12 protein-coding genes and 2 pseudogenes are annotated in these 25806 nt (G+C 68.6%); 8 read left to right on the forward strand and 6 right to left on the reverse strand.

Features of this window, described 5'->3' with window-relative positions; genetic code table 11:
• The first annotated feature begins 205 nt into the window (after nt 1–205).
• The 4 genes and pseudogenes from KAK06_RS17230 (at nt 206) to KAK06_RS17245 (ending at nt 5291) form a co-directional block, all read left to right on the forward strand.
• Nucleotides 206–1178 (forward strand): annotated as a pseudogene (locus KAK06_RS17230) (IS5 family transposase).
• A gap of 644 nt (nt 1179–1822) precedes the next feature.
• Nucleotides 1823–3574, forward strand: coding sequence for a hypothetical protein (locus KAK06_RS17235; protein ID WP_210803380.1), 1752 nt, complete (start codon nt 1823–1825; stop codon nt 3572–3574).
• 58 nt (nt 3575–3632) lie between these two features.
• The gene (locus tag KAK06_RS17240; RefSeq protein ID WP_210803381.1) at nt 3633–4595 is read left to right on the forward strand and encodes an IS5 family transposase; all 963 of its coding nucleotides are present in this window, start codon (nt 3633–3635) and stop codon (nt 4593–4595) included.
• 213 nt (nt 4596–4808) lie between these two features.
• Entirely contained in the window at nt 4809–5291 is a 483-nt protein-coding gene (locus KAK06_RS17245) for a hypothetical protein (RefSeq protein ID WP_210803382.1), read from the forward strand.
• 140 nt (nt 5292–5431) lie between these two features.
• On the opposite strand, the gene KAK06_RS17250 is transcribed toward KAK06_RS17245, so the two are convergent.
• The 5 genes from KAK06_RS17250 to KAK06_RS17270 all read right to left on the reverse strand — a co-directional run bounded on the left by KAK06_RS17250 (nt 5432) and on the right by KAK06_RS17270 (nt 20612).
• On the reverse strand, nt 5432–6811 hold the full coding sequence (locus tag KAK06_RS17250) for a hypothetical protein (protein ID WP_210803383.1): 1380 nt from the start codon (nt 6809–6811) through the stop codon (nt 5432–5434).
• Between the two features lie 13 nt (nt 6812–6824).
• Nucleotides 6825–7811, reverse strand: coding sequence for a hypothetical protein (locus tag KAK06_RS17255; RefSeq protein WP_210803384.1), 987 nt, complete (start codon nt 7809–7811; stop codon nt 6825–6827).
• Between the two features lie 100 nt (nt 7812–7911).
• On the reverse strand, nt 7912–18948 hold the full coding sequence (locus tag KAK06_RS17260; protein ID WP_210803385.1) for a beta strand repeat-containing protein: 11037 nt from the start codon (nt 18946–18948) through the stop codon (nt 7912–7914).
• A gap of 224 nt (nt 18949–19172) precedes the next feature.
• Nucleotides 19173–19883, reverse strand: a complete 711-nt coding sequence (locus KAK06_RS17265) for a DUF599 domain-containing protein (protein ID WP_210803386.1) — start codon at nt 19881–19883, stop codon at nt 19173–19175.
• A 27-nt stretch (nt 19884–19910) separates the two neighbouring features.
• A complete protein-coding gene (locus KAK06_RS17270; protein WP_210803387.1) occupies nt 19911–20612 on the reverse strand; it encodes a pirin family protein in 702 nt (233 codons plus the stop codon).
• A gap of 97 nt (nt 20613–20709) precedes the next feature.
• On the opposite strand from KAK06_RS17270, the gene KAK06_RS17275 reads away from it, so the two are divergent.
• The 4 genes and pseudogenes from KAK06_RS17275 (at nt 20710) to KAK06_RS24265 (ending at nt 23323) form a co-directional block, all read left to right on the forward strand.
• Nucleotides 20710–21699 carry a LysR family transcriptional regulator gene (locus tag KAK06_RS17275; RefSeq protein ID WP_210803388.1) on the forward strand — a complete coding sequence of 330 codons (990 nt, stop codon included), beginning with the start codon at nt 20710–20712 and terminating at the stop codon, nt 21697–21699.
• Entirely contained in the window at nt 21696–22583 is an 888-nt protein-coding gene (gluQRS, locus tag KAK06_RS17280) for a tRNA glutamyl-Q(34) synthetase GluQRS (protein WP_210803389.1), read from the forward strand. The genes KAK06_RS17275 and gluQRS overlap by 4 nt, the downstream gene beginning before the upstream one ends.
• Before the next feature lie 29 nt (nt 22584–22612).
• A pseudogene (locus KAK06_RS24260) lies at nt 22613–22966 on the forward strand (FKBP-type peptidyl-prolyl cis-trans isomerase); the annotation flags it as partial.
• 27 nt (nt 22967–22993) lie between these two features.
• Nucleotides 22994–23323, forward strand: coding sequence for an FKBP-type peptidyl-prolyl cis-trans isomerase (locus KAK06_RS24265; RefSeq protein WP_247652951.1), 330 nt, complete (start codon nt 22994–22996; stop codon nt 23321–23323).
• Between the two features lie 112 nt (nt 23324–23435).
• On the opposite strand, the gene KAK06_RS17290 is transcribed toward KAK06_RS24265, so the two are convergent.
• Nucleotides 23436–25796, reverse strand: a complete 2361-nt coding sequence (locus tag KAK06_RS17290) for a YncE family protein (protein WP_210803391.1) — start codon at nt 25794–25796, stop codon at nt 23436–23438.
• Between the last annotated feature and the right edge of the window lie 10 nt (nt 25797–25806).

Genomic DNA, 25806 nt, shown 5'->3' on the forward strand with positions numbered 1-25806 from the left:
ATCTTCACCGCCCGGCGCCTGCGCTCGTTGAGGGCCTCCAGCGGCAGCGTTCGAGAGTCGATCTTGTCCATGCAGGGTCAGACTCTACGCGTCCGGAAAAGTTCAACATTTCAATGCCGGATCAATAGTCCCTGGGGCGATAGGGACCATGTAGCAGCGGAGCCTGGGCCTGGGTGTGAAGGCCAAGCGAGCGTGGTGTGGGTAAATTCTGGTGGAGGTGGAGAACGTTTTGGCGTTGGCCTATCTGTTGGCGTTGCTGTCGCCGTACCTCCCTGAAGCCTAGTGCGGTCGCCTGCTGTTCTCGCCCGAGGCCATACTGTGCGTCGATTTTATGCGACAGTGTTTCGCGCTGAGAGGCCCGGCGGTGGAAGATGCGTTGAACGATATGCCAGTGTTTCGACAGTTCGTAGGCTTGCAAGGCTGTGACGAGCCACTGCCTGACGAGCGCGCGATCCTGCGCTTCCAGCATGAGCTGAAGATCCACCAGCTGGCCGCCAAGATCCTTCAGACCGTCAACGACCCGCTGAAAGCCGAGCGCCTGATGCTCAGGGGCGGCACGGTCGTGGACGCCACCCTGATCGCTGCGCCCAGCTCGACCAAGAACAGCAGCGGTGAGCTCGACCCGGAGATGAAGCAAAGCTGCAAATTCCAGCAGTGGTACTTAGGCATGAAGTGCCACATCGGGTTGGACATCGGGCCGGATCTGGTCCACACGGTAAAGGGTACCAATGGCTCGGTCAACGACATGATTGCGGCCAACAGTGCGCAGCAGCGACGGCGAAGTCTTCTAAGTCGCGGGATACCAACGGCCGGCAAACGGGCGGACGCCCGCGACGTCGCAACCTGGCACATCCCCGTGCGACTGGACTTACACACGACGCTGGACCCCAGCGATCCGATGGATCGACTGGTCGAGCAACTGAAGCGGCTCAGAGCCACGATCTGGGCTCGGGTGGAACACCCGCTCCGGGTGGGTCAAACGCTATTTCGGCGAAGCCAAGGAACGCTGCTGAAGTCTGATCAAGAACACGGCGCAACTGCACACGCTGTTCGTCCTGGCCAATCTGTGGCTGGCTCGGCGCAATCTCATCGGGGCGATTGCATGTGTGCTTCCGCTTTTCGCGAAAGGAGCCAAGCCGATGCTTCATTCGGGGCTGATGACCTGCGATAGCGGGTGAATTCGGGATCGGCAGCGTCGCACTCCGATCAGATCAGGGCATCAGCACGCTCTTTGGTGTGTTGTGAAAACCTTCCTTAGGTGTCTAATGTCAGCCAATTTTGGACGTATGCGCAATACATCGGCGAACTTCATGCCCCACCTTTCATCAGTTCGAGTCGAACTTGCCACAGTGGTCCTGAGCCCGGATGAAATGCGCAGTCTCGTCCCCTCCTCGTACAGAACATAACCGCTTGTACTCAGATGACAGATGTGCTGGACCCTTGTTGGTGGAACAAGAGCACCTGAGAGCTTGCGAAACCAGAACTTCAAGATTGATTATTTTTCAGTTTCTATTCTATTTGCCAACCTTAAACAGGCAGCGATCCCAAATTATATATCTCATCACTAGAAAATCAGCCTTACGCATGGGAGCTTTGGTTTTCTTTCGGGCGCGTTCATAATGATAGCAACTCGCCTAGAAAATTTTTCTATAGACAATGACTTCAAGCGAACCAAATGTTATCTACCTGTATCGGTCGTTACGGAATTTCTCAGCCTATAAAGCAGCCCAAATGAAAATCTATAGCCTATGCCAATCGCAGCACCCTACGCCGATGCGCATAGCCGCAAGGAAATGATTTCCATCGCCAAACGGAGAAGCAGATGAAGACAGTCAGATTCATAATTCTTGAGGATGAGGTTGCCGTTATCCACAAGTATCGAAACTACCTTATCCACGGAGGGGTAGAGCACGATAATATTTGGCCAGATGGCTCGCAAATAACTACCCTTCGCAATGCGCGTTGGATGAATGTAATGCATACCCTTGCGGAGCTCCAGCAGAAAGGATGGGACCCTACAGCATTCATGACGGTGCTCATACTCGATCTAGCGCTGAATGAAGAGGGTAATCCTTTACTTGGGATAGAGGAGATTCGAAAGAGCGTCGATTTTCTGGACCAATACGTTATTCTCGTGGTATCCAATTCAGCAGACGCCGCCACCGACAAGCTTGAGGACAAGGTTGATGGGCTTCTAGCAAAGAGAGATCTCACTGATATTGACCCCAAGGAGGAAGGACCCTACGGTTCTCATAGGTTTTGGACATCAATACGTTCGGCCTGCCAAAGCTGGAGTCGACGCACGGGAAGAAAGTCTACACTACCACTCCTACCGTGCGCTCCAGTTGATTCGGACAACATTAGTCTGACGGTGTTTCGTGCCCGCTTCGGTATGCATGCAATTGACGAGATTGCAAGTTACATAAGTGAGAAGTTTGAAGCCAATCAGCCTCCACATATTTTTATTTCAAATGGAGGATTTTCAGGAGCGGCTGTACTTCTGATCTTCTTTAGCACAGATAAGGGAGTGCGGGAGATCGCACTCAAGCTTTCGGAGTCGCGTTCTGCGCTCGAGAAGGAGGCTTCCGCCGCTGCTGAGGCCATTAACGCTGCCGGAAAGTTCGACTACGCCTTTCAGTCCATCAAGGGACCATACCGATTGCCATTAGGAGGCAGAACGGTTTATGGAATGCATCAGATATATTTAAAGGGCACCACTCTTGAACACTCCTTCCTCGATGCGTCAGACAACGATTTCAAGACATCGTTAGCCGAACTAAATCTTATGCTCAACCGAATATCCAGATCCGGCATAAGAGATTCCAGACGACTACCAGCAAGCCGCATTCTAGGTGTATCAGAAGAGCAAGTTGAAAGATGCTGCTCGAACGCAGCGGACCTCCATGGCCTCCATAAGGTTTTCGTTAAGCATGTCGGACACTCTCCATTGGTGGGCGAGATATCCCAGGGCAAACTTGAGGAACTCTGCACCGCCTTAAGAAATTGGAGTGATTTTTGCGACACGTGTTTTCCGGAGGGTGTAGCCGCATATGAACAGCATGGCGACTTCCACGCCAGAAATATTATGGTTTGCCCATCAGGGGGCGGGGCACAAATTAAGTTCATTGATTCCGCGAGGTTTGGCAACTGGCCCGCGTTTTATGATATTACAAGACTTAGACTGAACCTCGCTATTCGTATGCTAGATCCTGCAAAGTCTCAAATGGAATTTATGCCGGACAGAGTATGGAAGTGGGAGCAAGCGTGGACATCTCGCACCTCTTCTGCAGATCGCATTTCTAAGCCAGACAAGTATTTGTCTAGGTACAACACCTTTCAGGATGTGATCCTGAAAATCATAGCAAATGTAAAAAGGGAGGAGCCCCAGATAAAGGACTTTGACTTGACTATTCTTTTGAATGAGTGCTTTGATCTAATTAAAATGATAGGCTATGTCGACATTTCCCCGTTTAGACGGCTTTGGTTATTTTATCGATTGATTGATTCTTTTCAAAATATCAAGAGACGTCGTACCGGGCGTCGGATGAAAGTCCGTCAAGGAAGGTTTGCATAAGTCGCGCTATGCAATGCTTGGCGGCAACGTGAAGCCCTGAGACGATAGGGTAGGGTCCATGAAGCAGCACAGCCTGGGCCTGGGACAGACGGCCAAGCTAACGCGGCACCGGGAGTTCCTGGACGAGATGGAGAAGGTCGTGCCCTGGGCTGATCTGGTGGCATTGGTGTCGCCGTACCTGCCGGAGGGCAAGCGCGGCCGTCCGCCGTTCTCGCCCGAGACCATGCTGCGTATTCACTTCATGCAGCAGTGGTTCGCGCTGAGCGACCCGGCGATGGAAGAAGCGCTGCACGACATGCCGGTGTTTCGCGAGTTCGCAGGCCTGGAAGGCTGGGACGAGCGGCTGCCCGACGAGAGCACAATCCTGCGCTTCCGGCATGTGCTGGAGAAGCATAAGCTGGCTGCCCAGATCCTGCAGACCGTCAACGACCTGCTCAGCGTCAAGGGCGTGATGCTCAAGAGCGGCACCGTGGTGGACGCCACCTTGATCGCTGCACCCAGCTCGACCAAGAACAGCAGCGGTGAGCGCGACCCGGAGATGAAGCAAAGCCGCAAGGGCCAGCAGTGGTACTTCGGCATGAAGTGCCACATCGGCGTGGACATCGAGTCGGGCTTGGTCCACACAGTCAAGGGCACCAGCGGCGCGGTCAACGATGTGATCGAGGCCAACAGCCTGGTGCGCAGCAGCGACCACGAAGTCTTTGCAGACGCTGGATACCAAGGCGCAGGCAAACGGCACGACGCCCGCGACGACGTGACCTGGCACATCGCTATGCGGCCGGGCTTGCGCAAGACGCTGGACCTCAGCTATCCGATGGATCGTCTGGTCGAGCAACTGGAGCGGGTCAAGGCCGGAATCCGGGCTCGGGTTGAACATCCCTTCCGGGTGGTCAAACGCCAGTTCGGACATGCCAGGGTGCGCTACCGCGGCCTGGCCAAGAACACGGCGCAACTGCACACGCTGTTCGCGTTGGCCAACCTGTGGCTGGTGCGTCGCAAACTCCTCGGAGCGATGGCATGAGTGCGTCCGCAGTTCGCGAAGACAGCCATGCCGGTGCTTCATTCGGGGCTGATGGCCTGCGAGAGCGGGTGAATTCGGGACCGGCAGCATCACATGCCGATCAGTTCAGCGCATCAGCACGCCGCTCGGTGTGTTGTGCAGACCTTCCCTAATCGTACCGTTGGGTCTGGCAGAAGATACGAGGGTCGATTGCAATTCAGGAAATTGGCTCAAATGAAAGCACAAGATTTAATAGGATTTTTTTCCAAATTTGACTATAAGACTCTAGGTGCGGGTATTGCCCTCATTAGCTCCTTAATTTTGAACGTGACGCAGTTCATACAAATGAAGGATGACGGCGCGAGGAAAGACAGAGAACTAGAAATAAGGGAAGTCGAGATTGCCACCCTAAAGAAAAAAGTGGACAAGGGCAATGAGATCAAAGAGGAAGATAGAAACGAAACCAATCGCTCTATAAGAGAATCCAGACTAAGGTTGGAGGCTCTTGAAAGAAGGATTTCTGAACTAGAATGGCGTCGAGACAATATTCTACGAAATCAGGGCGATAGCAAGAAAAATGCTAGTGCACAAGATCATGCCTCAATATCTTTGCTCGATGAAGTTAAAGCAGATTTAGCGAACGCAAGGTCGCAGGTCTCATCAGAGCGCGATAGACTGGTAAGTCTTGGGAAAATTCTAAAGTGTGGAGACAACTGACGGGAGGAGAGATCTCAATCGTATGGTCAAGTTGCACCAGTCGATGGTTTTCCGATGACCACTAAGTGACGGCAGCCTTGGGCTCTGCGTCCTTTATCAGTTGCATTCAGTCTGCAATCTTGCGATTTTCTGGGACGCGCTTATCGGTCAATGCCAAAGCCGTCCAGCATGACCCTCGTAAGGCTTCGCTCGGCAAGAGACGTATCTGCCCGAGAGAACACTAATCGTACGCGGCCTAATCCGGCGAGGGCACCAGGCATCCCGCCGTCATCCAACTCCCCAGCATGCTCCAGCGCCAACCGCTGCTGCAGCGTCCCGCGCTCCCAGAATCGCTCCACCCACGGTGCCAGCCGTTCGGCCCAGTTGGGCGCATCGCCCGCGCCCAGTTGCATCACCAAGCGCCCCTCCGGCGCCAGCAGCCGCAGCGCGCTGTCCAGCAGCGGCGCGGTGGCAGGATCATCCAGCCGGCGCTCGCCCACATCGATCACGGTCCACTGCCCATCGCCTCGCGGCAGCGCAGCGGTATCCAGAGGGCCGACAGCATCACCGCCCTCCCCCACGTTGAACCAGCCCGGCCGGTAGCCTGAGCGGCCGTCGTCCAGGTGCAGTCGATCGGGCAACGGTGGCGCGCTGCCGGCCTGCTGTGCAGCCGCCCGCACCTGTTGGCCCAGTTGCCACGCGGCGCGTGCACCGTCCAGCCGGTCGTCGGACAAGCGGCTGCGCCAGTCGCGCTCGGCGATGCCGGCGAACTCCGGCCCGCCCAGGCCGTCGGCCAAGGCACGCAACAGGTCATCCGCCCGCGCCTCGAACCAGCGGATGTGCGCGTGGGCGGCATCGTTGGGCAGTGCGACACGGTTGCTGACCTCAGCCAGCACGGGCACGCCGTGGCGCTGGGCCAGGCGCAGGGCCATCAGGTCGGGCGTGGCGTCGTCGCGCGGCAGCAGGGCCAGCCAGGCCTGGGCCTGGCTGAGCAGGGCGCGGCGCTCGGGGCCGGCCAGGGGGACGTCGATGCGGTGCACGGGCAGGCCCAGGCGTTGCAGGCCGGCCAGCACGGCGTGCTGGCGGTCGTTCAGCGGGCCTTCGACCACCAGGCCCAGCGGGCGTTGGGGGGTGGGCTGAAAGGGGGTGGCGGGGTCGGGGGCGGGCTGCCACAGCGCGTAGGGCGGCGCCTCGGGCGCGTCGGCGCGGTAGGCGGTCACGGCGGCGGGGTCGGCGTCCAGCACGGGCCAGCGCTTGAGCAGGCGGCGGGCCTGGGTGGACAGGGCGCTGGCCTCGCCGGTGCCGCGCACCAGCACGCAGGCGTGGCCTTGCGCGGCAGCGGCATCAAAGCCGTGTTCCACGCCGATCACGTAGTTGATGGCGCCGGGCTGCAGGCGGCGGCGGGCCAGCGTGGGTGCCAGGCCCAGGGCGCGCAGGTCGTCGCGCAGGGCCAGGGCCAGTTCCAGGTCGTGCAGGCCGGCCCAGGCGCCGGCGGGGGCGGTCACGCACAGGTGGACGGCGGGGGTGGTGTCTTGGCTCATGCTCGGGCCTCGCTCAGGCAGGAAGACCGTCGCGCAGGCGCGCGCGCTGGCGGGCCTCCACCGTGGCCAGGAAGGTGAACACCTCCTCGGTGAACAGGCGGCGCTGGTCCTCGATCCACTGCACGTAGGGCGCCAGGCGCTGGGCGTGGGTGGCGTGGTCGGCCATGGCTTCGGCGATTCGCTGCATCACCAGCGGCACGGTCAGCGGGTGGCGCTCGTCGAACTTGTAGCCTTCGGGCAGGGGCACGTCCACCGCGTTGCCGGCGCTGCCCTGGGTGTTGGTGATGACCACGCAGCCGCACAGCGCGGCCTCGCGCGGGATGCGGTCGCGGCCGGGGTGGGGGCCGAAGTCCACATACACCTTGGCGCGGCCCAGCAACTGGGCCACCTCGGCGGGGCTCATGTTTTCAATCGCCACCCACTGCACCTCGGGCGGTGAGGCCGCCATCAGCTGCTGGGTGAAGGCCAGGCCCTTCTTGGGGTTGTAGGCCACGATGTTCTGGCGCGCACCGCCGCGCAGCGCGCGGCTGCGGTCCAGGATCTCGTCGCGGATGAAGTCAGTCAGCATCAGCGCGCTGGGGCCGCGGGCGGCCACCCACTGGCGGGCGTATTCGCTTTGCGCCAGGTGGACGATCTCGAAGCGGGGGTCGAAGACGAAGTCCAGCGGGCTGCGCGCGGCGCCGCGTCGCAGGGCTTCGGCGCGCGAAAAGTAGTGCTCCACGCTCAGCCACCACAGCGCGCGGGTGGCGTGCTTCAGCTCCAGCAGCTGCAGGGTGCCGGTCTCGGGCACCACCACCACGCTGTCGGGGCTGTCGACGATCTCCTTGACCACGCGCGGCTGGTACATGCGAAAGACGGCCGGCGTGGGGTCCGGGTCGTCCTCGGGCAGGTAGAGCATGGCCATGTCGTAGCCCAGGCGCTGCCCGGCGTAGACCAGTTGATGCAGCGCCTCGGGGCCGCCGGTGACCGAGGAGGCCGGGCACAGAACGTGGACTTTCATCCGGGCAGTCTAGGCAGCGCCCGGCGCGGCTGAAGCCATGAAAAAGGGCCCGCTGGCGGACTTCTGTCCGCCAGCGGGCCCTCTCCGGTTCAGCGCCGGATCAGAGCAGCGGCGTGTGGCGCTGCAGGTCGTCGTTCTCCGGGCGGAAGACGGCGGCCAGCAGGGCCGGCTGCGACGCGGTGGCCGCGGCGTGCTCGGTCAGCGCCGCCGGCAGGGCCTGGCTGGGCGCCACCAGCAGCTCGCCCAGGCTGGGCGGGGTGCTGTCAGCCGCGGGCTGCTGCTTGGCGAACCAGACGTCGGCCATGGCGTGGGTCTGGCCGTCGGTGCTGGTGTAGCTCGACACCAGGCCCAGCAGGTTGCCGTTGTCGACGTCGCTGCCCTTCTGCGCGGCCAGGTCCAGGCTGGCGATGCCCAGGCTGTCCAGGCTGCGCAGCTCGCCGGCGTCGGTGACGCCGTCGTGGTTGCCGTCCACCCAGACCTGCAGCTTGCTCCAGTGCGCATCGGCCGCGTTCAGCACGCCGTCGTGGTTGCTGTCTTCCAGGGCCATGGCCTGGTAGCCGTTGCCCACGTGGTGGCCGTTGGCGTCGCGGGTGCCGGTGCCGAACAGCTCGGTGCCGTCGTTGATGCGGCCGTCACCGTTGCGGTCCATCACCAGCAGGCCGTCGTTGCCGCCCACCCAGCCCACCTGGTGGGTGGTGCCGGTGCCGGCCAGGTCGAAGTTCACGCCCTGGGCCGCAGACACGGTCTGGATGCCGTTGCCGTCCAGGTCCAGCACCATCGGGGTGACCAGGTAGAGCGCGTCCAGTTGCTCGGCGCTCATCACGGCCACGTCCTCGGCCTCGAAGGCGCCGACCTGGTCGGAGGTCATCGCGGCGATGTCGGCGGTCTGCAGCGCAACGATCTGGTCGGTGGTGAAGGCCGCCACCTGGTCGGTGGTCAGTGCCCGCACCTGGGCCGTCGTCAGAGCCACCACCTCGGCGGTGGACAGGGCGGCGAACTGCGTGGTGCTCAGCGCAGCCACCTGGGCGGTGGTCAGCGCCGAGAACTGGCTGGCGCCGATGGCCTGCAGGTCCTCGGTGGCGATGGCGGCGATCTGGTCGGTGGTCAGGCGGGCCAGTTGCTGGGTGCCCAGCTCGGCGAACTGGGTGGTGGTCAGCGCCTCGATCTGCGCGGTGCCCAGGGCCTGCAGGGCGGCACTGCTCAGGGCGCGCAGGTCAGCCGACTCCATCACCGCCACCTGGGCGGTGGTGAGGGCGGCGGCCTGGGTGGCCGTGAGGGCAGCCGCCTGGACAGCGGTCAGCGCCACGATGTCCTGGGTCTCCAGGGCCTCGATGGCCGCGGTGTCCAGGGCACGCAGGCCGGCGGTGGCCAGGGCCACGATGTCGGCGGTGCCCAGGGCCACGATCTGCTCGGTGGTCAGCGCGTCCACCTGGGCGGTGGTCAGCGCACCCACCTGGGTGGCGCTCAGCGCATCGACCTGGGCGGTGGTCAGGGCCGCCACCTGGTCGGTGGTCAGGGCGCGCAGGTTGACGGTGCCCAGCGCGGCCATGTCGGCGGTTTCCAGCGCGGCGATCTGGGCGGTGTCCAGACCGGCCACCTGGGCGGTGCTGAGCGCGGCCACCTGGGCGGTGGTCAGCGCCTGCACGGCCTCGGTGGCGAGGGCGGCCAGCTGGGTGGTGCTGAGGGCGCGCAGCGAGGCGGTGGCCAGCGACGGCAGATCAGCGGTGTCAAAGGCGGCGATCTGCTCGGTGGTCAGCGCCGCGGCCTGGGCCGAGGTCAGCGCGGCCACCTGGGCCGAGCCCAGGGCCACCCACTGGTCGGTGTCCAGCGCGGCCACCTGGGTGGTGGTCAGCGCGGCCACCTGGGCGGTGCCCAGGGCAGCGACCTGTTCGGTGCTGAGCGCGCCGATCTGGTCGGTGGTCAGGGCCCGCAGCGCGGTGCTGCCCAGGGCGTGCAGGTCGGCGGTCTCCAGCGCCGCCACCTGGTCGGTGGTCAGGGCGGCGGCCTGGGTGGCGCTGAGGCTGGCAAAGGCGGCCGTGCCGAGGGCATTGAGCAGGTCGGTGGTCAGCGCCGACAGCTGGGCTGTGCTCATGGCCGCGGCCTGCGCGGTGCTCACCGCAGCCAGCTGGGCGGTGCCCATGGCGTTGAGCTGGTCGGTGCCCAGGGCCTGCCACTGGCTGGTGCTGAGCGCGGCCAGGTCCACGGTCTCGATGACCGCCATTTGCGTGGTGGTCAGCGCGGCCACCTGGGCGGTGGTCAGCGCGGCGACGTGGGCGGTGGACAGGGCCACCACGTCGTCAGTGTCCATGGCGGCGATCTGGCCGGTGGTCAGGCTGCGCAGCTGCGCGGTGCTGAGCGCGGCCACCTGGGTGGTGGTCAGCGCCTCAACCTGGTCGGTGCCCAGGGTGCTGATCTGCGCGGTGGTCATCGAGCGCAGGTCTGCCGTTTGCAGGGCCTGGATCTGGGTGGTGGTCAGCGCAGCGGTCTGCGACGTTGTCAGGCCGGCCACCTGGGCCGTGGTGAGCGCCACCACCTGGGCGGTGGACAGCTCGGCCAGGGCCTCGGTGCCCAGCGCGGCCAGCGAGGCGGTGGCGATCAGCGCCAGGTCAGCGGTCTCCAGGCCGGCCACCTGGTCGCTGGTCAGCGCGGCCAGTTGGGCGCTGGTCAGGGCCGAGGCCTGGTCGCTGGTCAGCGCGGTGATCTGCTCGGTGGTCAGCGCAGCAAAGGCCGCTGTGCCCAGCGAGCGCAGCGCGGTGCTGCCGATGGACGCCAGGTCAGCGGTGTCCAGCGCGGCGGCCTGGGCTGAGTCGAGCGCCCCCACCTGGGCGGCGGTCAGCGCGGCGAACTGGGTGGTGGTCAGCGCGTTCAGGGCGTCGGTGGCCAGCGCGGCGATCTGGGCGGTGCCCAGGCCGGCGACCTGGGTGGTGCTGAGTGCAGCCCACTGGTCGGTGGTCAGCGCGTTGAGCTGGTCGGTGCCCAGCGCTCGCAGCGAGGTGACCGACAAGGCGCGCAGGTCGGCGGTCTCGATCGCGGCCACCTGGTCCGAGCCCAGCGCGGCCAGGTTGGTGGTGGTCAGCGTCAGCCACTGCGAGGTGCCCATGGCAGCGATCGCATCGGTGGACAGCGCGGCCAGGTTGGCGGTGCCCAGCGCGTTGAGCGTGGCGCTGCTGAGCGCGGCCACGTCAGCAGCCTCCAGGGCCGCCGCTTGCGCGGTGTCCAGCGCTGCGGCCTGGCTGCTGGTCAGCGCGGCAAACTGCGCGGTGGTCAGCGCGGCCAGCTGGGCGGTGTCCAGACCGGCCATCTGGGCCGTGGTCAGGCCGGCCACCTGGGTGGTGGTCAGCGCGGCCACCTGGGCGCTGCCCAGGGCGTTGAGCTGGTCGGTGGACAGCGTGCGCAGCGAGGCCACGCTCAGCGCGCGCAGGTCGGCGGTTTCCAGCGCCGCCACCTGGTCGGTGCTGAGCGCGGCGAGCTGGTCGGTCGACAGCGCGGCGGCCTGGGCGGTGGTCAGCGCGATGATCTGGTCGGAGGTCAGCGCGGCCACCGCATCGGTGACCAGGCTGCGCAGCGCCAGCGTGCTGAGCGCGGCCAGGTCGGCGGTCTCCAGCGCGGCGGCCTGGTCAGAGCCCAGGGCGGCGGCCTGCGCCGAGCTGAGCAGCGCGTAGTGCGCGGTGGTCAGCGCGGTCAGCACGTCGGTGCTGAGGGCGGCGATCTGCGCGGTGGTCAGGGCGGCCGACTGGGTGGTGGTCAGCGCCGCGACCTGGGCGGTGCCCAGCGCGTTGAGCTGCTCGCTGCCCATGGCAGCGATCTGGGTGGCGCCCAGGCGCTGCAGGTCGGCGGTTTCCAGCGCGGCCACCTGGTCGGTGGTCAGCGCGGCCACCTGGGTGGCGCTCAGCGCGCCGGCCTGGGCGGTGGTCAGGGCCACCACGTGGTCGGTGCTCAGGGCGGCCACCTGGTCGGTGCCCAGGCCACGCACGGCGGCGGTGCTGAGGGCCGCCACATCGGCGGTCTCCAGCGCGGCCAGCTGGGTGGTGCTGAGCGCGGCAGCCTGGGCGGTGGTCAGCGCGGCGAACTGGGCGGTGCCCAGCGCATTGAGCTGGGTGGTGTCCAGGCCGGCCACCTGGGCGGTGGTCAGCGCGGCCACCTGGGTCACGGTCAGCGCGGCGATCTGCTCGGTGCCCAGGGCATTGAGCTGGTCGGTGCCCAGGGCGTTGATCTGCACATTGCTCATGGCGCGCAGGTCATCGGTCTCCAGGGCGGGCAGTTGGTCGCTGGTCAGCGCGGCCACCTGGGCGGTGCCCAGGGCCATCACCTGGGCCGAGCCCAGGGCAGCGATGGCGTCGGTGCTGAGCGCGGCCACCTGGTCGGTGGACAGGCGCACCAGTTGCGCGGTGGACAGCGCAGCGGCTTGCAGCGTGGTCAGGGCAGCGACCTGGTCGGTGCCCAGCGCGGCCAGCGCGGCCGAGCCCAGTTGGCGCAGGTCGGCGGTTTCCAACGCCTGGATCTGGTCGGTGGTGAGCGCAGCCACCTGCGCGGTGGTCAGGGCGGCGACCTGAGCGGCGCCCAAGGCCGCCACCTGGGCGGTGGTCAGCGCGGCCAGCGTGTCGGTGGTCAGTGCGGCCAGGGCGGCGGTGGTCAGTGCGGCCAGGGCGCCGGTGCTCAGGCTGTCGATCTGGGTGCTGCCGAGGGCGGCCGACTGCGTGGCGCTCAGCGACGCGGCCTGGGCCGAGGTCAACGCGGCCATGGCGTCGGTGGACAGGGCGGCCACCTGGTCGGTGCCCAGGCCGCGCAGCGCGGCGGTGCTCAGTGCCGCCACATCGGCGGCTTCCAGCGCACTCACCTGGTCGGTGTCCAGCGCGGCCAGCTGGGCCGAGCTGATCTGGGCGAACTGGGCGGTGGTCAGCGCATTGAGCGCATCGGTGCCCAGCGCAGCCACCTGGTCGGTGCCCAGCGCGCGCACTTGGGCGGCGGTGAGCACGGCGATCTGGTCAGAGCCCAGCGCGTTGAGCGCGTCGGTGGCCAGTGCGGCCACCTGGGCGGTACCCAGATGGACCAGGTCAGCGGTCTCGAACGCAGCGAGCTGGTCGCTGGTCAGCGCGGCGGCCTGGGCCGAGGTCAGCACCGCGGCCTGGGCGGTGGTCAGCGCCACGATCTGGTCGCTGGTCAGCGCGGTGGCCTGGTCGGTGGTGAGCGCGGCCACCTGGGTGGTGGTGAGGGCTTCCACCTGCGCGGCGGTGAGCTCGACCACCTGGTCGGTGCTCAGGGCCTGCAGCGCGGCGGTGCCCAGGGCGCGCAGGTCGGCGGTTTCCAGCGCGGCGACCTGGTCGGTCGTCAGGGCGGCGACCTGGTCGGTGGTCAGGGCCGCCACCTGGGCGGTGCCCAGCGCGGCCACCTGGGCGGTGTCCAGCGCGGCCAGGGCGTCGGTGGCCAGGGCCGCCACCTGGGCGGTGCCCAGCGCGGCCACCTGGGCGGTGCTCAGCCCGGCCATCTGGTCGCTGGCCAGTGCGGCGGCCTGGGCCGTGGCCAGGGCGGCCACCTGGGCGGTGGTGAGGGCAGCGATCTGGTCGGTGCCCAGCGCAGCCAGCTGGGCGGTGCCCAGGCCACGCAGGGCGGCGGTGGTCAGCGCGGCCAGGTCAGCGGTCTCCAGCGCGGCGGCGTGGTCGGTGCCCAGCGCGGCCACCTGGGCGCTGCCCAGGGCGGCGAACTGGGCGGTGCCCAGGGCCACCAGGTTGTCGGTGCTCAGGCCGGCGATCTGTGCGGTGCCCATGGCGGCGACCTGGCTGGCCAGCAGCGCGGCCATCTGGTCGGTGGCCAGGGCGTTGAGCTGGGCGGTGCCCAGCGCCGCCACCTGGGTGGTGGTCAGCGCCACCAGGTCGGCGGTTTCCAGCGCGGCGGCCTGCTCGGTGCCCAGCGCGGCGATCTGCGCGGTGGTCAGGGCGGCGGCCTGTGCGGTGGTCAGGGCGGCGATCTGGTCGGTGCCCAGCGCGGCCACCTGGTCGGTGCCCAGGAAGCGCAGTTGGGCGGTGCTGAGCGCGGCCACCTGGTCGGTGCCCAGCGCGCTCACCTGGTCGGTCGACAGGCTTTGCAGCGCGGCACTGCCCAGGGCCCGCAGGTCGGCGGTTTCCAGCGCCTGGACCTGGTCGGTGCCCAGTGCGGCCACCTGGGCGGTGGTCAGCGCAGCGGCCTGGGCGGTGGTGAGGGCGGCCACCTGGTCGGTGCCCAAGGCGGCCAGCGCAGCGGTTTCCAGCGCGGCGACCTGCGCCGTGCCCAGTTGCACCAGGTCAGCGGTTTCCAGACCGGCGACCTGGTCGCTGGTCAGGGCGGCGGCCTGGGCAGTGGTCAGGGCGGCGGCATGGGCGGTGGTGAGGGCCGCCACCTGCTCGGTGGTGAGGGCGGCCACCTGGCTGGCGTCCAGGCCGCGCAGGGCCGTGGTGCTCAGCAGGGCCAGGTCTTCGGTCTCAAAGGCGGCCACCTGGTCGGTGCCCATCGCAGCCACCTGGGCCGAGCCCAGCGCGCCCACCTGGGCGGTGGTCAGGGCGTTGAGCAGGCTGGTGTCCAGCGCGGCGATCTGCGCGGTGGTCAGGCCGGCCACCTGGGCCGTCGTCAGTGCAGCGATCTGGTCGGTGGACAGCGCGTTGATCTGGTCGGTGTCCAGCGCCACCAGGCCGGTGCGGCCGATGGCGCGCAGGTCGGCGGTTTCCAGCGCGGCCACCTGGTCGGTGGTCAGCGCGGCCAGCTGGGCGGTGGTCAAAGCCAGGGCCTGGGCGGTGCCCAGGGCGACGATGTGGCTGGTGCCCAGGGCCTGGATCTGGTCGGTGGACAGGTGGGCCAGTTGCTGCGTGGCCAGCGCGCTGACCTGGGCGTCACCCAGGGCGGCGATCTGGTCGGTGGTCAGTGCGCCGATGGCGGCATTGCCCAGGGCCAGCAGGTCGGCGGTTTCAAGGGCCTGGATCTGGTCGGTGGTCAGGCCGGCGATCTGGGCGCTGGTCAGCGAAGCCACCTGGGCCGAGCCCAGCGCGGCCACCTGGGCGGTGCCCAGGGCGGCCAGGGCCTCGGTCTGCAGCGCGGCCAGCGCGGCCGTGCTCAGGCGGGAGGCGGCGGCGGTGGTCAGCGCGGCCACCTGGTCGCTGCTCAGCGCCGCCGACTGCGTGGCCGACAGCGCGGCGGCCTGGCCATTGGTCAGGACGGCGATGGCGTCGGTGGTCAGCGCGGCGATCTGGGCGGTGCTGAGCTGGCGCAGCGCGGCGGTGCCCAGCGCAGCGACGTCAGCGGTTTCCAGGGCGGCGATCTGGTCGGTGGTGAGGGCGGCGGCCTGCAGCGCGCTCAGCGCGGCGAACTGGGTGGTGGTCAGCGCATTGATCTGCGCGGTGTCCATGGCGGCCAGCTGGGCGGTGGTCAGCGCGGCGGTTTGCACGGTGCTGAGCGCGGCCAGCTGGGCGCTGTCCAGGGCATTGAGCTGGTCGCTGCCCAGGCGCACGATCTGCTGGGTGCTGAGCACCGCCAGGTCGGCGGTTTCCAGCGCGGCCACTTGCTCGGTGGTCAGCGCGGCCACCTGGGCGGTGGTGAGCTGGGCGGCCTGGGCGGTGGTCAGGGCCTGGATGGCGTCGGTCGACAGCGCAGCGATCTGGTCGGTGTCCAGCGCTCGCAGCGTGGCCACCTTCAGCGCGGCGACGTCGGCGGTTTCGAGGGCAGCGATCTGGTCGGTGGTGAGTGCCGCGGCCTGGGTGGCGCTGAGGGTGGCCACCTGCTCGGTGCCCAGGGCGTTGAGGGTGTCGCTGCTCAGGCCGGCGATCTGCGCGGTGGTGAGCGCGGCCACCTGCACGGTGGACAGCGCGGCCACCTGGGCGCTGCCCAGGGCATTGAGCTGGTCGCTGCCCAGCGCCACCACCTGGGTGGTGGCCAGCGCGGCGAGGTCAGCGGTTTCCAGCGCGGCCACCTGCTCGGTGCCCAGCGCGGCGATCTGGGTGGTCGACAGGCCGGCGATCTGGGTGGTGCTGAGGGCGCGCAGGTTGTCGGTGGACAGCGCACCGATCTGGTCGGTGTCCAGCGCGCGCAGCTGCGTGACGCTGAGCGCCAGGGCCTGGTCGGTGGTCAGTGCGGCGACCTGGTCGGTGCCCAGCGCGGCCATCTGGGCGGTGCCCAGGGCGCGCAGGTCGGCGGTCTGGATGGCGGCCACCTGGTCGGTGGTCAGCGCGGCGATCTGGGCGGTGGTCAGGGCGGCCACCTGCAGGCTGCTCAGGCCGGCGATCTGCGCGGTGTCCAGGGCGGCGGCCACCTCGGTGCTCAGCGCGGCGACGGCGGCGGTGCTCAGCGCGGCCAAGTCGGCGGTCTCGAAGCCGGCCACCTGGTCGGTGGTCAGCGCAGCGGCCTGGGTGGCGGTCAGGGCCAGGGCCTGGTCGGTGGTGAAGGCGGCGAGCTGGTCGGTGCCCAGCGCGGCCACCTGGGCCGTGCCCAGGCCGGCGATCGCGGCGGTGCCGAGGTGGGCGATGTCGCCGGTCTCCAGGGCGGCGAGCTGGTCGGTGTCGAGCGCCGCCACCTGGCTGGCACGCAGCGCGGCCACCTGGGCGGTGGTCAGGGCCTCGACCTGAGTGGTCGACAGACCGGCCACCTGGGCGGTGCCCAGCGCGGCGATCTGCGCGGTGCGCAGGGCCTGCCACTGGGCGGTGTCGAGCGCATTGAGCTGGTCGGTGCCCAGCGCCGCAATCTGCGCGGTGCTGAGGCTGACCAGGTCGGCGGTCTGCAGCGCGGCGATCTGCTCGGTGCCCAGCGCAGCCACCTGGGCGGTGCTGAGCGCGGCGTATTGGGCGGTGCCCAGGGCCTGCAGGTCGTCGGTGGCCAAGGCCGCCACCTGGTCGGTCGACAAGGCGGCGATCTGGGCGGTGGTCAACGCGGCGGCCTGGGCCGTGGTCAGGGCGTCGATCTGGCTGCTGTCGAGTGTGCGGATGGCGGCACTGCCCAGGGCCACCAGGTCGGCGGTCTCCAGGGCAGCGATCTGGTCAGTGGTGAGTGCGGCGACCTGAGCGGTGCCCAGCGCGGCCACCTGGGCACTGCCGAGTGCCGCGACCTGGGCGGTATCGAGCGCGGCCACGGTCTCAGCGGCCAGCGCACGGATGGCAGCGGTGCTCAGGCGCGCCAGGTCGGCGGTCTGCAGGCCGGCCATCTGGTCGCTGCCCAGCGCGGCGGCCTGGGCGGTGGTCAGGGCGGCGGCCTGGGCCAGGGTGATCGCGGCCAATTGGTCGGTGCCCAGCGCGGCGATTTGGGCGGTGGTCAGGGCGGCAAACGCGGCGGTGGCCAGCGCAGCCACGTCGGCGGTCTGCAGGGCCGCGACCTGGTCGGTGGTCAGTGCCGCCGCCTGGGTGGCGCTGAGCCAGCTGAACTGGGTGGTGGTCAGGGCGTTCAGGTTGTCGGTGCTCAGGGCCGAGAGCTGGGCGGTGCTGAGCTTTTGCACCTGCTCGCTGGTCATGGCCACCAGCTGGGCGGTGCCCAGCGCATTGAGCTGGGCCGAGCCCAGGGCCAGCACCTGTGAGGTGCTGAGGGCGGCCACATCAGCGGCCTCCATGGCGGCCACCTGGTCGCTGGTGAGTGCGGCGACCTGGGCGTTGGTCAGGGCGCGCACCTGGGCGGTGGTCAGGGCTGCGACGTCGGCGGTCTCCAGCGCGGCGATGCGGTCGGTGGCCAGGGCGCGGACCTGGGCCGTCTGCAGCGAGGCCACCTGGGCGGTCGACAGGGCGGCCACCTGGTCGGTGGTCAGCGCCGCCGTCTGGGCGGTGGTGAGCTGGCGCAGCTGGGCGGTGCTCAGGGCGCTGAGGCCCTCGGTGCCCATGGCCACCATCGCCGCGGTGCTGATGGCACGCAGCGCGCCGGTGCCCAGTGCGGCGATGTCGGCGGTTTCCATGGCCGCAGCCTGGGCCGTGGTCAGCGCGGCGGCCTGGGCGGTGGTCAGCGCCTGGATCTGGGCCGAGCCCAGAGCGTTCAGCTGGGTGCTGCCGAGGTTGGCGAACTGGCCGGTGCTCAGTGCAGCGACCTGGCCGGTGCTCAGTGCGGCGACCTGGGCCGTGGTCAGCGCATTGAGCTGGGCGCTGCCCATGGACAGCATGTTGCGGGTGGTGATGGCGCGCAGGTCAGCCGTCTCCAGCGCCGCCACCTGGGCGGTGGTCATGGCGGTGATGCGGCTGGCGCTCATCGCAGCGTACTGGGTGGTGCTCAGCGCACGCAGGTCGTCGGTGCTGAGCGCCGCCACCTGGGCGGTGGTCAGCGCATTCAGATTGGCGGTCTTCAGCGCCGCCCATTGGCTGCTGGTCAGCGCGTCGAGCTGGTCGGAGGTCAGCGCGGCCAGCGCGGCGGTCTTCAGGGCATTGAGCTGGGCGGTGCCCAGGGCTGCCATCTGGTCCGTGCTCAGCGCACGTGCCTGGGCGGTGGACAGGGCATAGATCTGGGCCGTGCTCAGGGCCTGCACCTGGGCCGTGGTCAGTGCTTCCACGGCGGCGGTGCCCAGCGCCGCCATCTGGGCGGTGGTCAGGGTGCGCAGGTCAGCGGTCTGCATCGCGGCGATCTGGTCGGTGGCCAAGGCCGCGATCTGCCGGGTGGTCAGCGCCAGGTACTGCGCGGTGGTCATGGCCTGGATCGCATCGGTCGACAGCGCGGCCAGGGCAGCGGTCGACAGGCTGCGCAGCGCGGCCGTGCCGATGGCGGCCGCGTCAGCCGACTGCAGCGCGGCGGCCTGGGCGGTGCCCAGCGCGGCGATCTGGGCCGAGCTGAGCGCGGCAAACTGCGCCGTGCTCAGGGCGTTGAGGTTGCCGGTGTCCAGCGCGGCAACCTGGGCGGTGCTGAGCTTGCCCAATTGCAGATTGCTGAGTGCAGCCATCTGGGCATCGGTCATGGCATTGAGCTGCGCCGTGGTCAGCGCGGCGATGCCGGCGGTGGTGATGGCCCGCACGTCGGCGGTTTCCATCGCCGCGATCTGGGTGGTCGACAGGCCGGACAGGCGGGCCGCCGGGATGGCCGCGATCTGCGCCGTCGTCAGCGCCACGATCTGCGCGGTCGAGAAGGCGGCCCAGTCTTCAGTGGTCAGACGCGCGATCGTCGCGGTCGACAGGGCAGCAATCTGGGCCGTCGTCAGGTTCGGGATGTAGGTGGCCATCGAGCACTCCAGGGTGTTGGGTTGGAACCCCTGGATCGGTGCGCACAATGGTCATGCAGCCCGGCCCGAGGGTCCCCGTCGCTCGTGGTTTCGGCTCGGGGCTGCATGGAGTTAAGCGTTTTCCAGAACTGGCCGGATTTGTCCTGCTCTTCGGTGACGAACGCCACAGGACGGCCGGACGCCCCCGGCCCCACTCTCACATCACGGAATGTGGAGTGCGTTTTTCACGGCTGGGCGAGCAGCCGCAGCACGTCGGAGTGGAACTCGCGCCGGTAGAGCAGCGCGACGATCGCGGCCGTGGCGGCCATGAAGGCCCAGGGCGCGATGAACCAGGCCACGGCGGCAAAGGCCATGTAGTAGGCGCGCAGGCCGTCGTTGAAGCTCTCGGCAGCCAGGCCCATGACGCCGCCAGCGCGGTCGGCAAAGGCCTGGCGCTCGGGCTCGGTCCAGGCCTCGTCGCGCTGCGGCGCGGCGGCCAGCAGCAGCGCGCCAAAGCTGTACTGGCGGATGCTCCAGGTGAAGCGGAAAAAGGCGAAGACGAACACGCCGGTCAGCAGCACCACCTTGAGGTCAAAGACCAGCGCCGAGGTGCGCGCGGCAAACGGGAGTTCGCGCGCCAGCTCGGCCGCCTTGTCGGCGGTGCCCAGCACCGCCAGCAGGCCGCCGATGATCAGGATGGTGGTGGAGGCGAAGAAGGCCGGGCTGGACGACAGGTTCTGCGTGACCACGCCATCAAACACCCGGTTGTCGCGCGCGGTGGCGCGCAGCATCCAGGCGTGGCGGGCGCGGTTGGTCAGACCCAGGATCGACGGCCGTGTGGCGGCGCGCCGCCGTGCGAAGGCGGCGTAACCGACCCAGCCGACGAAGAACAGCGCCAGCGCCAGCCAGTCGGCCAGCGGCAGCAGGGACAGGGCGTCGACACTGAAGATGCGCATCGGCCCGATTGTCGCGGCTTGAGCGGATCAGCGGGCCAGGTCGAAGACCAGCACCAGCGCGTTCTCACCGCCGTCCAGGCGCAGCTCGGGCTCGCCGTCCAGCGTGGCGGCATCGCCTTGGGCCAGGCGCTGGCCATTGACCTGCACCGAGCCCTCGGCCACGAAGACATAGCCCAGCCGGCGCGGGTTCAGCGCCACGGTGGCCGACTCGGCGCCGTCGAAGCGGCCCAGCGACAGCGCGGCGTCGGCGTTCAGGCGGATCGCACCGTCCTGCGCATCGGGCGCGGCCACGCGCTGCAGCCGGCCGCGCTGCTCGGCCGGGTCGAAGGCCTTTTGCTCGTAGCCGGGCGCCAGGCCGGTGGCCTCGGGCAGCAGCCAGATCTGCAGGAAGTGCGTGGTCTGGCCCTGGGCATGGTTGAACTCGGAGTGGCGCACCCCCGTGCCGGCGGTCATGCGCTGGATCTCGCCAGGGCGGATGGCGCTCTCGTTGCCCATGCTGTCGCGGTGGGCCAGCTCGCCCGAAAGCACCACGCTGACGATCTCCATGTCGCGGTGGCCATGGGTGCCGAAGCCGGTGCCCGCGGCGATGCGGTCCTCGTTGATCACCCGCAGGTTGCCCACGCCCATGTGGGCCGGGTCCAGGTAGTCGGCAAACGAGAAGCTGTGGTGGCTCTTGAGCCAGCCGTGGTCGGCGTAGCCTCGGTCTTCGGAGCGGCGCAGGGTGATCATCTCGGGACTCCTTTCGTGCAGTGGACTCCACTGTAGGGCGCGGGGCCGTGCGGCGGGGTGTGCCGTGTTGGAGGGATCTTTCAAATAAGATGAACCCATGCCCGACCGCCGCACCGCCCTGACCCCCGACGCGCTGCTGATGATGGACGCGATCGCCCGCACCGGCAGCTTTGCCGCCGCGGCGCGCGAGCTGGGCAAGGTGCCCTCGGCGCTGACCTACAGCGTGCGCCAGCTGGAAGACGCGCTGGACGTGCTGCTCTTTGACCGCCGCTCGCGCCAGGCCAAGCCCACCGCGGCCGGCGAGGAGTTGCTGGCGGAGGGCCGGCGCCTGCTGGCCGAGATGGACGCGGTGGCCAACCGCGTGCGCCGCGTGGCCACCGGCTGGGAAACCCAGCTGACCGTGGCGGCCGATGGCGTGCTCTCGCGCCTCACGCTGCTGGAGCTGTGCGAGGCCTTCTACGCGCTGCGCCCGGACGAGGCCGAGCAGGGCCCCGGCACGCGGCTGCGCCTGCGCACCGAGGTGCTGGCCGGCACCTGGGAGGCGCTGGTCTCGGGCCAGGCCGACCTCGCGCTGGGCGTGCCGCTGGAATCGGCCGCGCCAGGCATCGAGATCGCGCCGCTGGGCGACCTGCCCTTCGTCTTTGCGGTGGCGCCGCACCACCCGCTGGCCGCCCTGCCCGAGCCGCTGCCCGATGACGCCATCCTGCGCCACCGCGCGGTGGCGGTGGCCGACTCGGCGCAGCGCCTGTCGCCGATCACCGTGAACCTGCTGCCGGGCCAGGACGTGCTGACCGTCTCCAGCATGCAGGCCAAGATCGAGGCCCAGCTGCGCTGCCTGGGCTGCGGCTTCGTGCCCGAGCCGCTGGTGCGCGACCACCTGCGCGGCGGCCGCCTGGTGGCCAAGACGGTGCAGCGCCAGCGCCGCCAGGTGCGCCTGGGCTATGCCTGGCGCGCCGGTGCGGTGGGCAGCCGGCGCCAGGCGCCGCAGGGCCTGGCGCTGCAGTGGTGGCTGCAGCAGCTGGAGAGTCCGGCCACGCGCCGGGCTCTGCTGGAGCGCCACTGCGGCCTGCCCTCCGACGTCGATTGAGCTACCGCGGCCGCTTCGCCCCCTCGCCCACCGGCGTGCTGCACGCCGGCTCGCTGGTGGCGGCGCTGGCCAGCTGGCTGGACGCGCGCGCCCATGGCGGCGTCTGGCTGCTGCGCATCGAGGATGTCGACACGCCCCGCTGCGTGCCCGGTGCCGACCACGAGATCCTGCGCCAGCTGGCTGTCTGTGGGCTGCACGCTGACGAGCCGCCGGTCTGGCAATCGGCGCGCGCCGCCCACTACCAGCAGGCGCTGGACGCGCTGGCCGCTGCCGGCCGCGCCTACCCCTGTGCCTGCAGCCGCAAGGACATCGAGGCCGCGCAGGCCGCCGCCGGCCTGCTGCGCGAGCGCCATGCCGAGCTGCCCTACCCCGGCACCTGCCGCCCGGAGCGCGGTGGCCTGGCCGGTCGCCCTGGCCGCGCCTGGCGGCTGCATACCGGGGACGCGGCCCGCATCGACTGGACCGACCGCCGCCTGGGCGCCCAGCAGCAGGACGTGGCCAGTGCCGTGGGCGACGTCGTGCTGCGCCGCGCCGACGGCCTGTGGGCCTACCAGCTGGCGGTGGTGGTGGACGATGCCGCCCAAGGCATAACCCACGTCGTGCGCGGCGAGGACCTGGCCGACAACACGCCGCGCCAGATCCTGCTGCAGCGCGCGCTGGGCGTGCCCACGCCCGCCTACCTGCACACACCGCTGGTGCTGGCGGCCGATGGCTGCAAGCTCAGCAAGCAGAACGGCGCCGCGCCGCTGGACCTGAGCGACCCGCTGGCGGCGCTGCGCGCGGCGGCCTCGGTGCTGGGGCTGCCGCCGCTGCCCGGCAGCGCCCTGCCCGACTGGCTGGCCAGCGCCGTGGCCGCCTGGCCGTGGCGTGCTTCGGTGGCATGATCACTGCCTTTGCCTGAACCATTCCAAGGATGTCCATGAGCACCACCCCGAGCGGCCTGCAGATCGATGACGTCAAGATCGGCGACGGCGCCGAGGCCACCGCCGGCCAGAGCGTCACCGTGCACTACACCGGCTGGCTGTACGACGAGAACGCGCCCGACAAGCGCGGCCAGAAGTTCGACTCCAGCAAGGACCGCGACGAGGCCTTCGAGTTCGACCTGGGTGCCGGCATGGTGATCCGCGGCTGGGACGAAGGCGTGCAGGGCATGAAGGTGGGCGGCCAGCGCATCCTGACGATCCCGCCCGAGCTGGGCTACGGCGCGCGCGGCGCCGGCGGCGTGATCCCGCCCAACGCCACGCTGGTGTTCGAGGTGGAGCTGCTGCCGCAGCCGGTGCTGGCACCGCTGCAGATGATCGACGTGACGGTGGGCGACGGCGCCGAGGCCACCGCCGGCCGCCAGGTCACGGTGCACTACACCGGCTGGCTGTTCGATGAAAGCGCTCCCGACAACCGCGGCCGCAAGTTCGACTCCAGCAAGGACCGCAACGACCCCTTCCGCTTCCCGCTGGGCGGCGGCCGGGTGATCCGCGGCTGGGACGACGGCGTGCAGGGCATGAAGGTGGGCGGCACCCGCGTGCTGGTGATCCCGCCGCACCTGGGCTATGGCCCGCGCGGCGCCGGCGGCGTGATCCCGCCCAACGCCACGCTGGTCTTCGAGGTGCAGCTGCTGGGCGTCTGAGGGCTCCCTGGGCCGGGCTGCGCCCTGCCCGCCCTCAGAGGGGGTCAAGTCGTCCTGGGGCCGCCCTGCGACGACTGGTGAGCGACGCAGCGGGCCCGATAAGTGGGCCCGATCAGCGAGCCACGCCGTGCAGCGTCCAGACGTGCAGCGCGCAGTAGCCGCCGCTGCTGGTCGCGATCGCGCTGCCCACGCTGCGTGCGCGGTCCATGGCCTCCAGGCGCAGGTCATTCAGGCCGAGTGCATCGCTGTCTGTGCCGCTGCAGCCATTGACGGCCTGTTTGATCACCGGCCGGTAGGCGCCCAGGTAGGCGCCGTCGGTCAGGTTCAGGTGCACGTAATACGGCGGCTCGTAGCTCAGACCGGAGAACAGCTCGCAGAACACCCCGGTGCTGCCCTGGCGCCGGCAGCCCTGCAGCGACCAGGGGCTGATGTCGAGCTGACCCTGAGACACCAGCGTGGCGGCGCTCAGGAGGCGGCCACGATCGGTCAGCACCAGGCCATCCTGCTCCTCGAAGCCCACGTCATCCACGCGCTCCAGTGCCGCCCGCTCGACGACCGACGTGGCGCCCAGGCCCATCCGGTACATGTTCTCGGGTGAGGTGGCGGTCTTCAGCATGAACTCATCCCGGGTGCTGGTCCAGAGGATCCGGTCGGTGCTGTAGGCGTCCCAGCCATAGTGCAAGGAAGTGGGATTGTTCGGCCCGTCGCGCATCTCCAGCACCCCTGCGCGGTAGATCAGCACCGGGCCGGGTGCACCAAAGCTTGTGGGATCACCGGCCCGCACCAGGACCCGGTCGTTGTCGAAGGGGTCGACGGCCAGGTCGTAGACCTCGTAGGCATCGTTGTTGCGATCCCGGATCAGCGTGGTCGTGCGCAACACCGTCATCGTGCCGAGGTTGACCTCGACCAGCGTGCTATTGGCCAGGCCGGCATACAGGCGCGTGCCGTCCTGGCTCACGGCCAGCCGGGTCGGGGCGGCCGCCAGCGCCAGTTGCCGGCTGATCGCCAGCGAATCGGGGTTCATCTCGAGCAGCTTGTTGCCGTCGCTGTCCACCGCCACGTACACGCGGTTGCGCGCCGCCGAGCCCACCGCATGGCGGTGGCGCAGCGGCAGCGACACCACGTCGATCACACCAGCAAAGGGCAGCCCCTGGGGCTTGAAGATGTCACCGCTCAGGCTGTCAGCGCGCAAAAAGCCCTCGGAGCGGACGATCTTGCCGCCGCTGCGCACGAGGCCCAGCAATTCGCTGCGCACCCGCCCGCCGCTGGGTGCAAACCAGCGGCGCTCGCGGGCCAGCACGTCGGTCTGCACACCCGTGCTGGTGTCGAGGACCGCCAGTTCGTAGTCGAGGTCGACCTGGACAGCCCGGACCGTCTTCGACAGTGCCGTCACCGCCGCCGACGGATAGACCCGCCGCGTGACCTTGGCACTGGCATGGTACTGGGGCAGGGTGGTCAGGTTGATCTTGGCGTTTTCGAACAGCACCTTGGTGCCCACCGTCAGCGGGAAGTCCACCAGGGGCAGCTCGCCTATCTGGGTGACGAGTGCATCGATCGGATCGTCAGTGCCCTCCCCGTTGGTCAGCCGCAGACCATCCTGGTAGCGCTGCAGCGAATCGCTGAACGCGGCATTGGCCGTGTTGCCCACCCCACAGGACCTGCTTCCGGGCTGGAGGCGGTCGTGGCAATCATGGGTGATCTGGCCGACCAGGTTGCGGCCGTCCAGAACGGCCGTGGCCTGGCCGTTGGTCGGGTTGCGCGGAAACAGGCCGCTGATGTCGCCGGTGCCTGCCTCGGGCTTGGCCAAGGCCAGATTGTCCAACTGGCTGTTCCAGGGCTCGTGGTAGCGCAGGAAGCTGAGCAGGCTGCTGCGGGCCGCCGCGGGCGCCAGACTGCCGAAGCGCGACTCCCACAGCAGGCCGACCTGGTCCTGCAGGCCCCCCAGCTCATCGCGGGTCAGGGTGTGCGCGGTGAAGGCACCGGCCAGACGCAGGCGCGCCACCTCGCTGAGCGCGGATTCGCTTGCCGGCGTGAGGTCGGTCCAGCCCGCCGCGAAGGCCCGGATCACATCGCCACTGCTCAGCTGGGCGCGCAGCCAGCGCGACGGGGCCGGCACGCTCGAGCCGTCAGCGGCGATATCGAAGCGGCCGTCGGCCCCAGTACGGGCACTGCCCAGCACCACCGGCGCGGCGGGATTGCGGGCGTCCAGCAACTCGACCAGCACACCGGCGCCCACCGTGGCCGACGCGTTGGCGCGCACCTGACCCATTTGGTGCCCGGCCATGGGTGCGCGCGATGGCGGCGACACCGCCGCCGGCAGCTGGAAATCGGCCGTGGTGACCAGAACGGGGTAGCCATTCTGGGTGCCGCCATCGGGGGGATTGTCGGGCGTGCCGCCGCCACCGCCGCCGCCACAGCCGCCCACGACAAGCGCAAGCAAGCCCAGCGCGCAGGCGCTTGTGATCCTCCACATGACATTTCCC

Origin of the sequence: Ideonella aquatica, assembly GCF_018069755.1 — a bacterium.
Taxonomy (GTDB): Bacteria; Pseudomonadota; Gammaproteobacteria; order Burkholderiales; family Burkholderiaceae_C; genus Ideonella; species Ideonella aquatica.

Coding starts and splice junctions, on each gene's coding strand:
- KAK06_RS17235 (WP_210803380.1), top strand. CDS start 1,823: ATGAAGACAGTCAGATTCATAATTCTTGAGGATGAGGTTGCCGTTATC.
- KAK06_RS17240 (WP_210803381.1), top strand. CDS start 3,633: ATGAAGCAGCACAGCCTGGGCCTGGGACAGACGGCCAAGCTAACGCGG.
- KAK06_RS17245 (WP_210803382.1), top strand. CDS start 4,809: ATGAAAGCACAAGATTTAATAGGATTTTTTTCCAAATTTGACTATAAG.
- KAK06_RS17250 (WP_210803383.1), bottom strand. CDS start 6,811: ATGAGCCAAGACACCACCCCCGCCGTCCACCTGTGCGTGACCGCCCCC.
- KAK06_RS17255 (WP_210803384.1), bottom strand. CDS start 7,811: ATGAAAGTCCACGTTCTGTGCCCGGCCTCCTCGGTCACCGGCGGCCCC.
- KAK06_RS17260 (WP_210803385.1), bottom strand. CDS start 18,948: ATGGCCACCTACATCCCGAACCTGACGACGGCCCAGATTGCTGCCCTG.
- KAK06_RS17265 (WP_210803386.1), bottom strand. CDS start 19,883: ATGCGCATCTTCAGTGTCGACGCCCTGTCCCTGCTGCCGCTGGCCGAC.
- KAK06_RS17270 (WP_210803387.1), bottom strand. CDS start 20,612: ATGATCACCCTGCGCCGCTCCGAAGACCGAGGCTACGCCGACCACGGC.
- KAK06_RS17275 (WP_210803388.1), top strand. CDS start 20,710: ATGCCCGACCGCCGCACCGCCCTGACCCCCGACGCGCTGCTGATGATG.
- KAK06_RS24265 (WP_247652951.1), top strand. CDS start 22,994: ATGATCGACGTGACGGTGGGCGACGGCGCCGAGGCCACCGCCGGCCGC.
- KAK06_RS17290 (WP_210803391.1), bottom strand. CDS start 25,796: ATGTGGAGGATCACAAGCGCCTGCGCGCTGGGCTTGCTTGCGCTTGTC.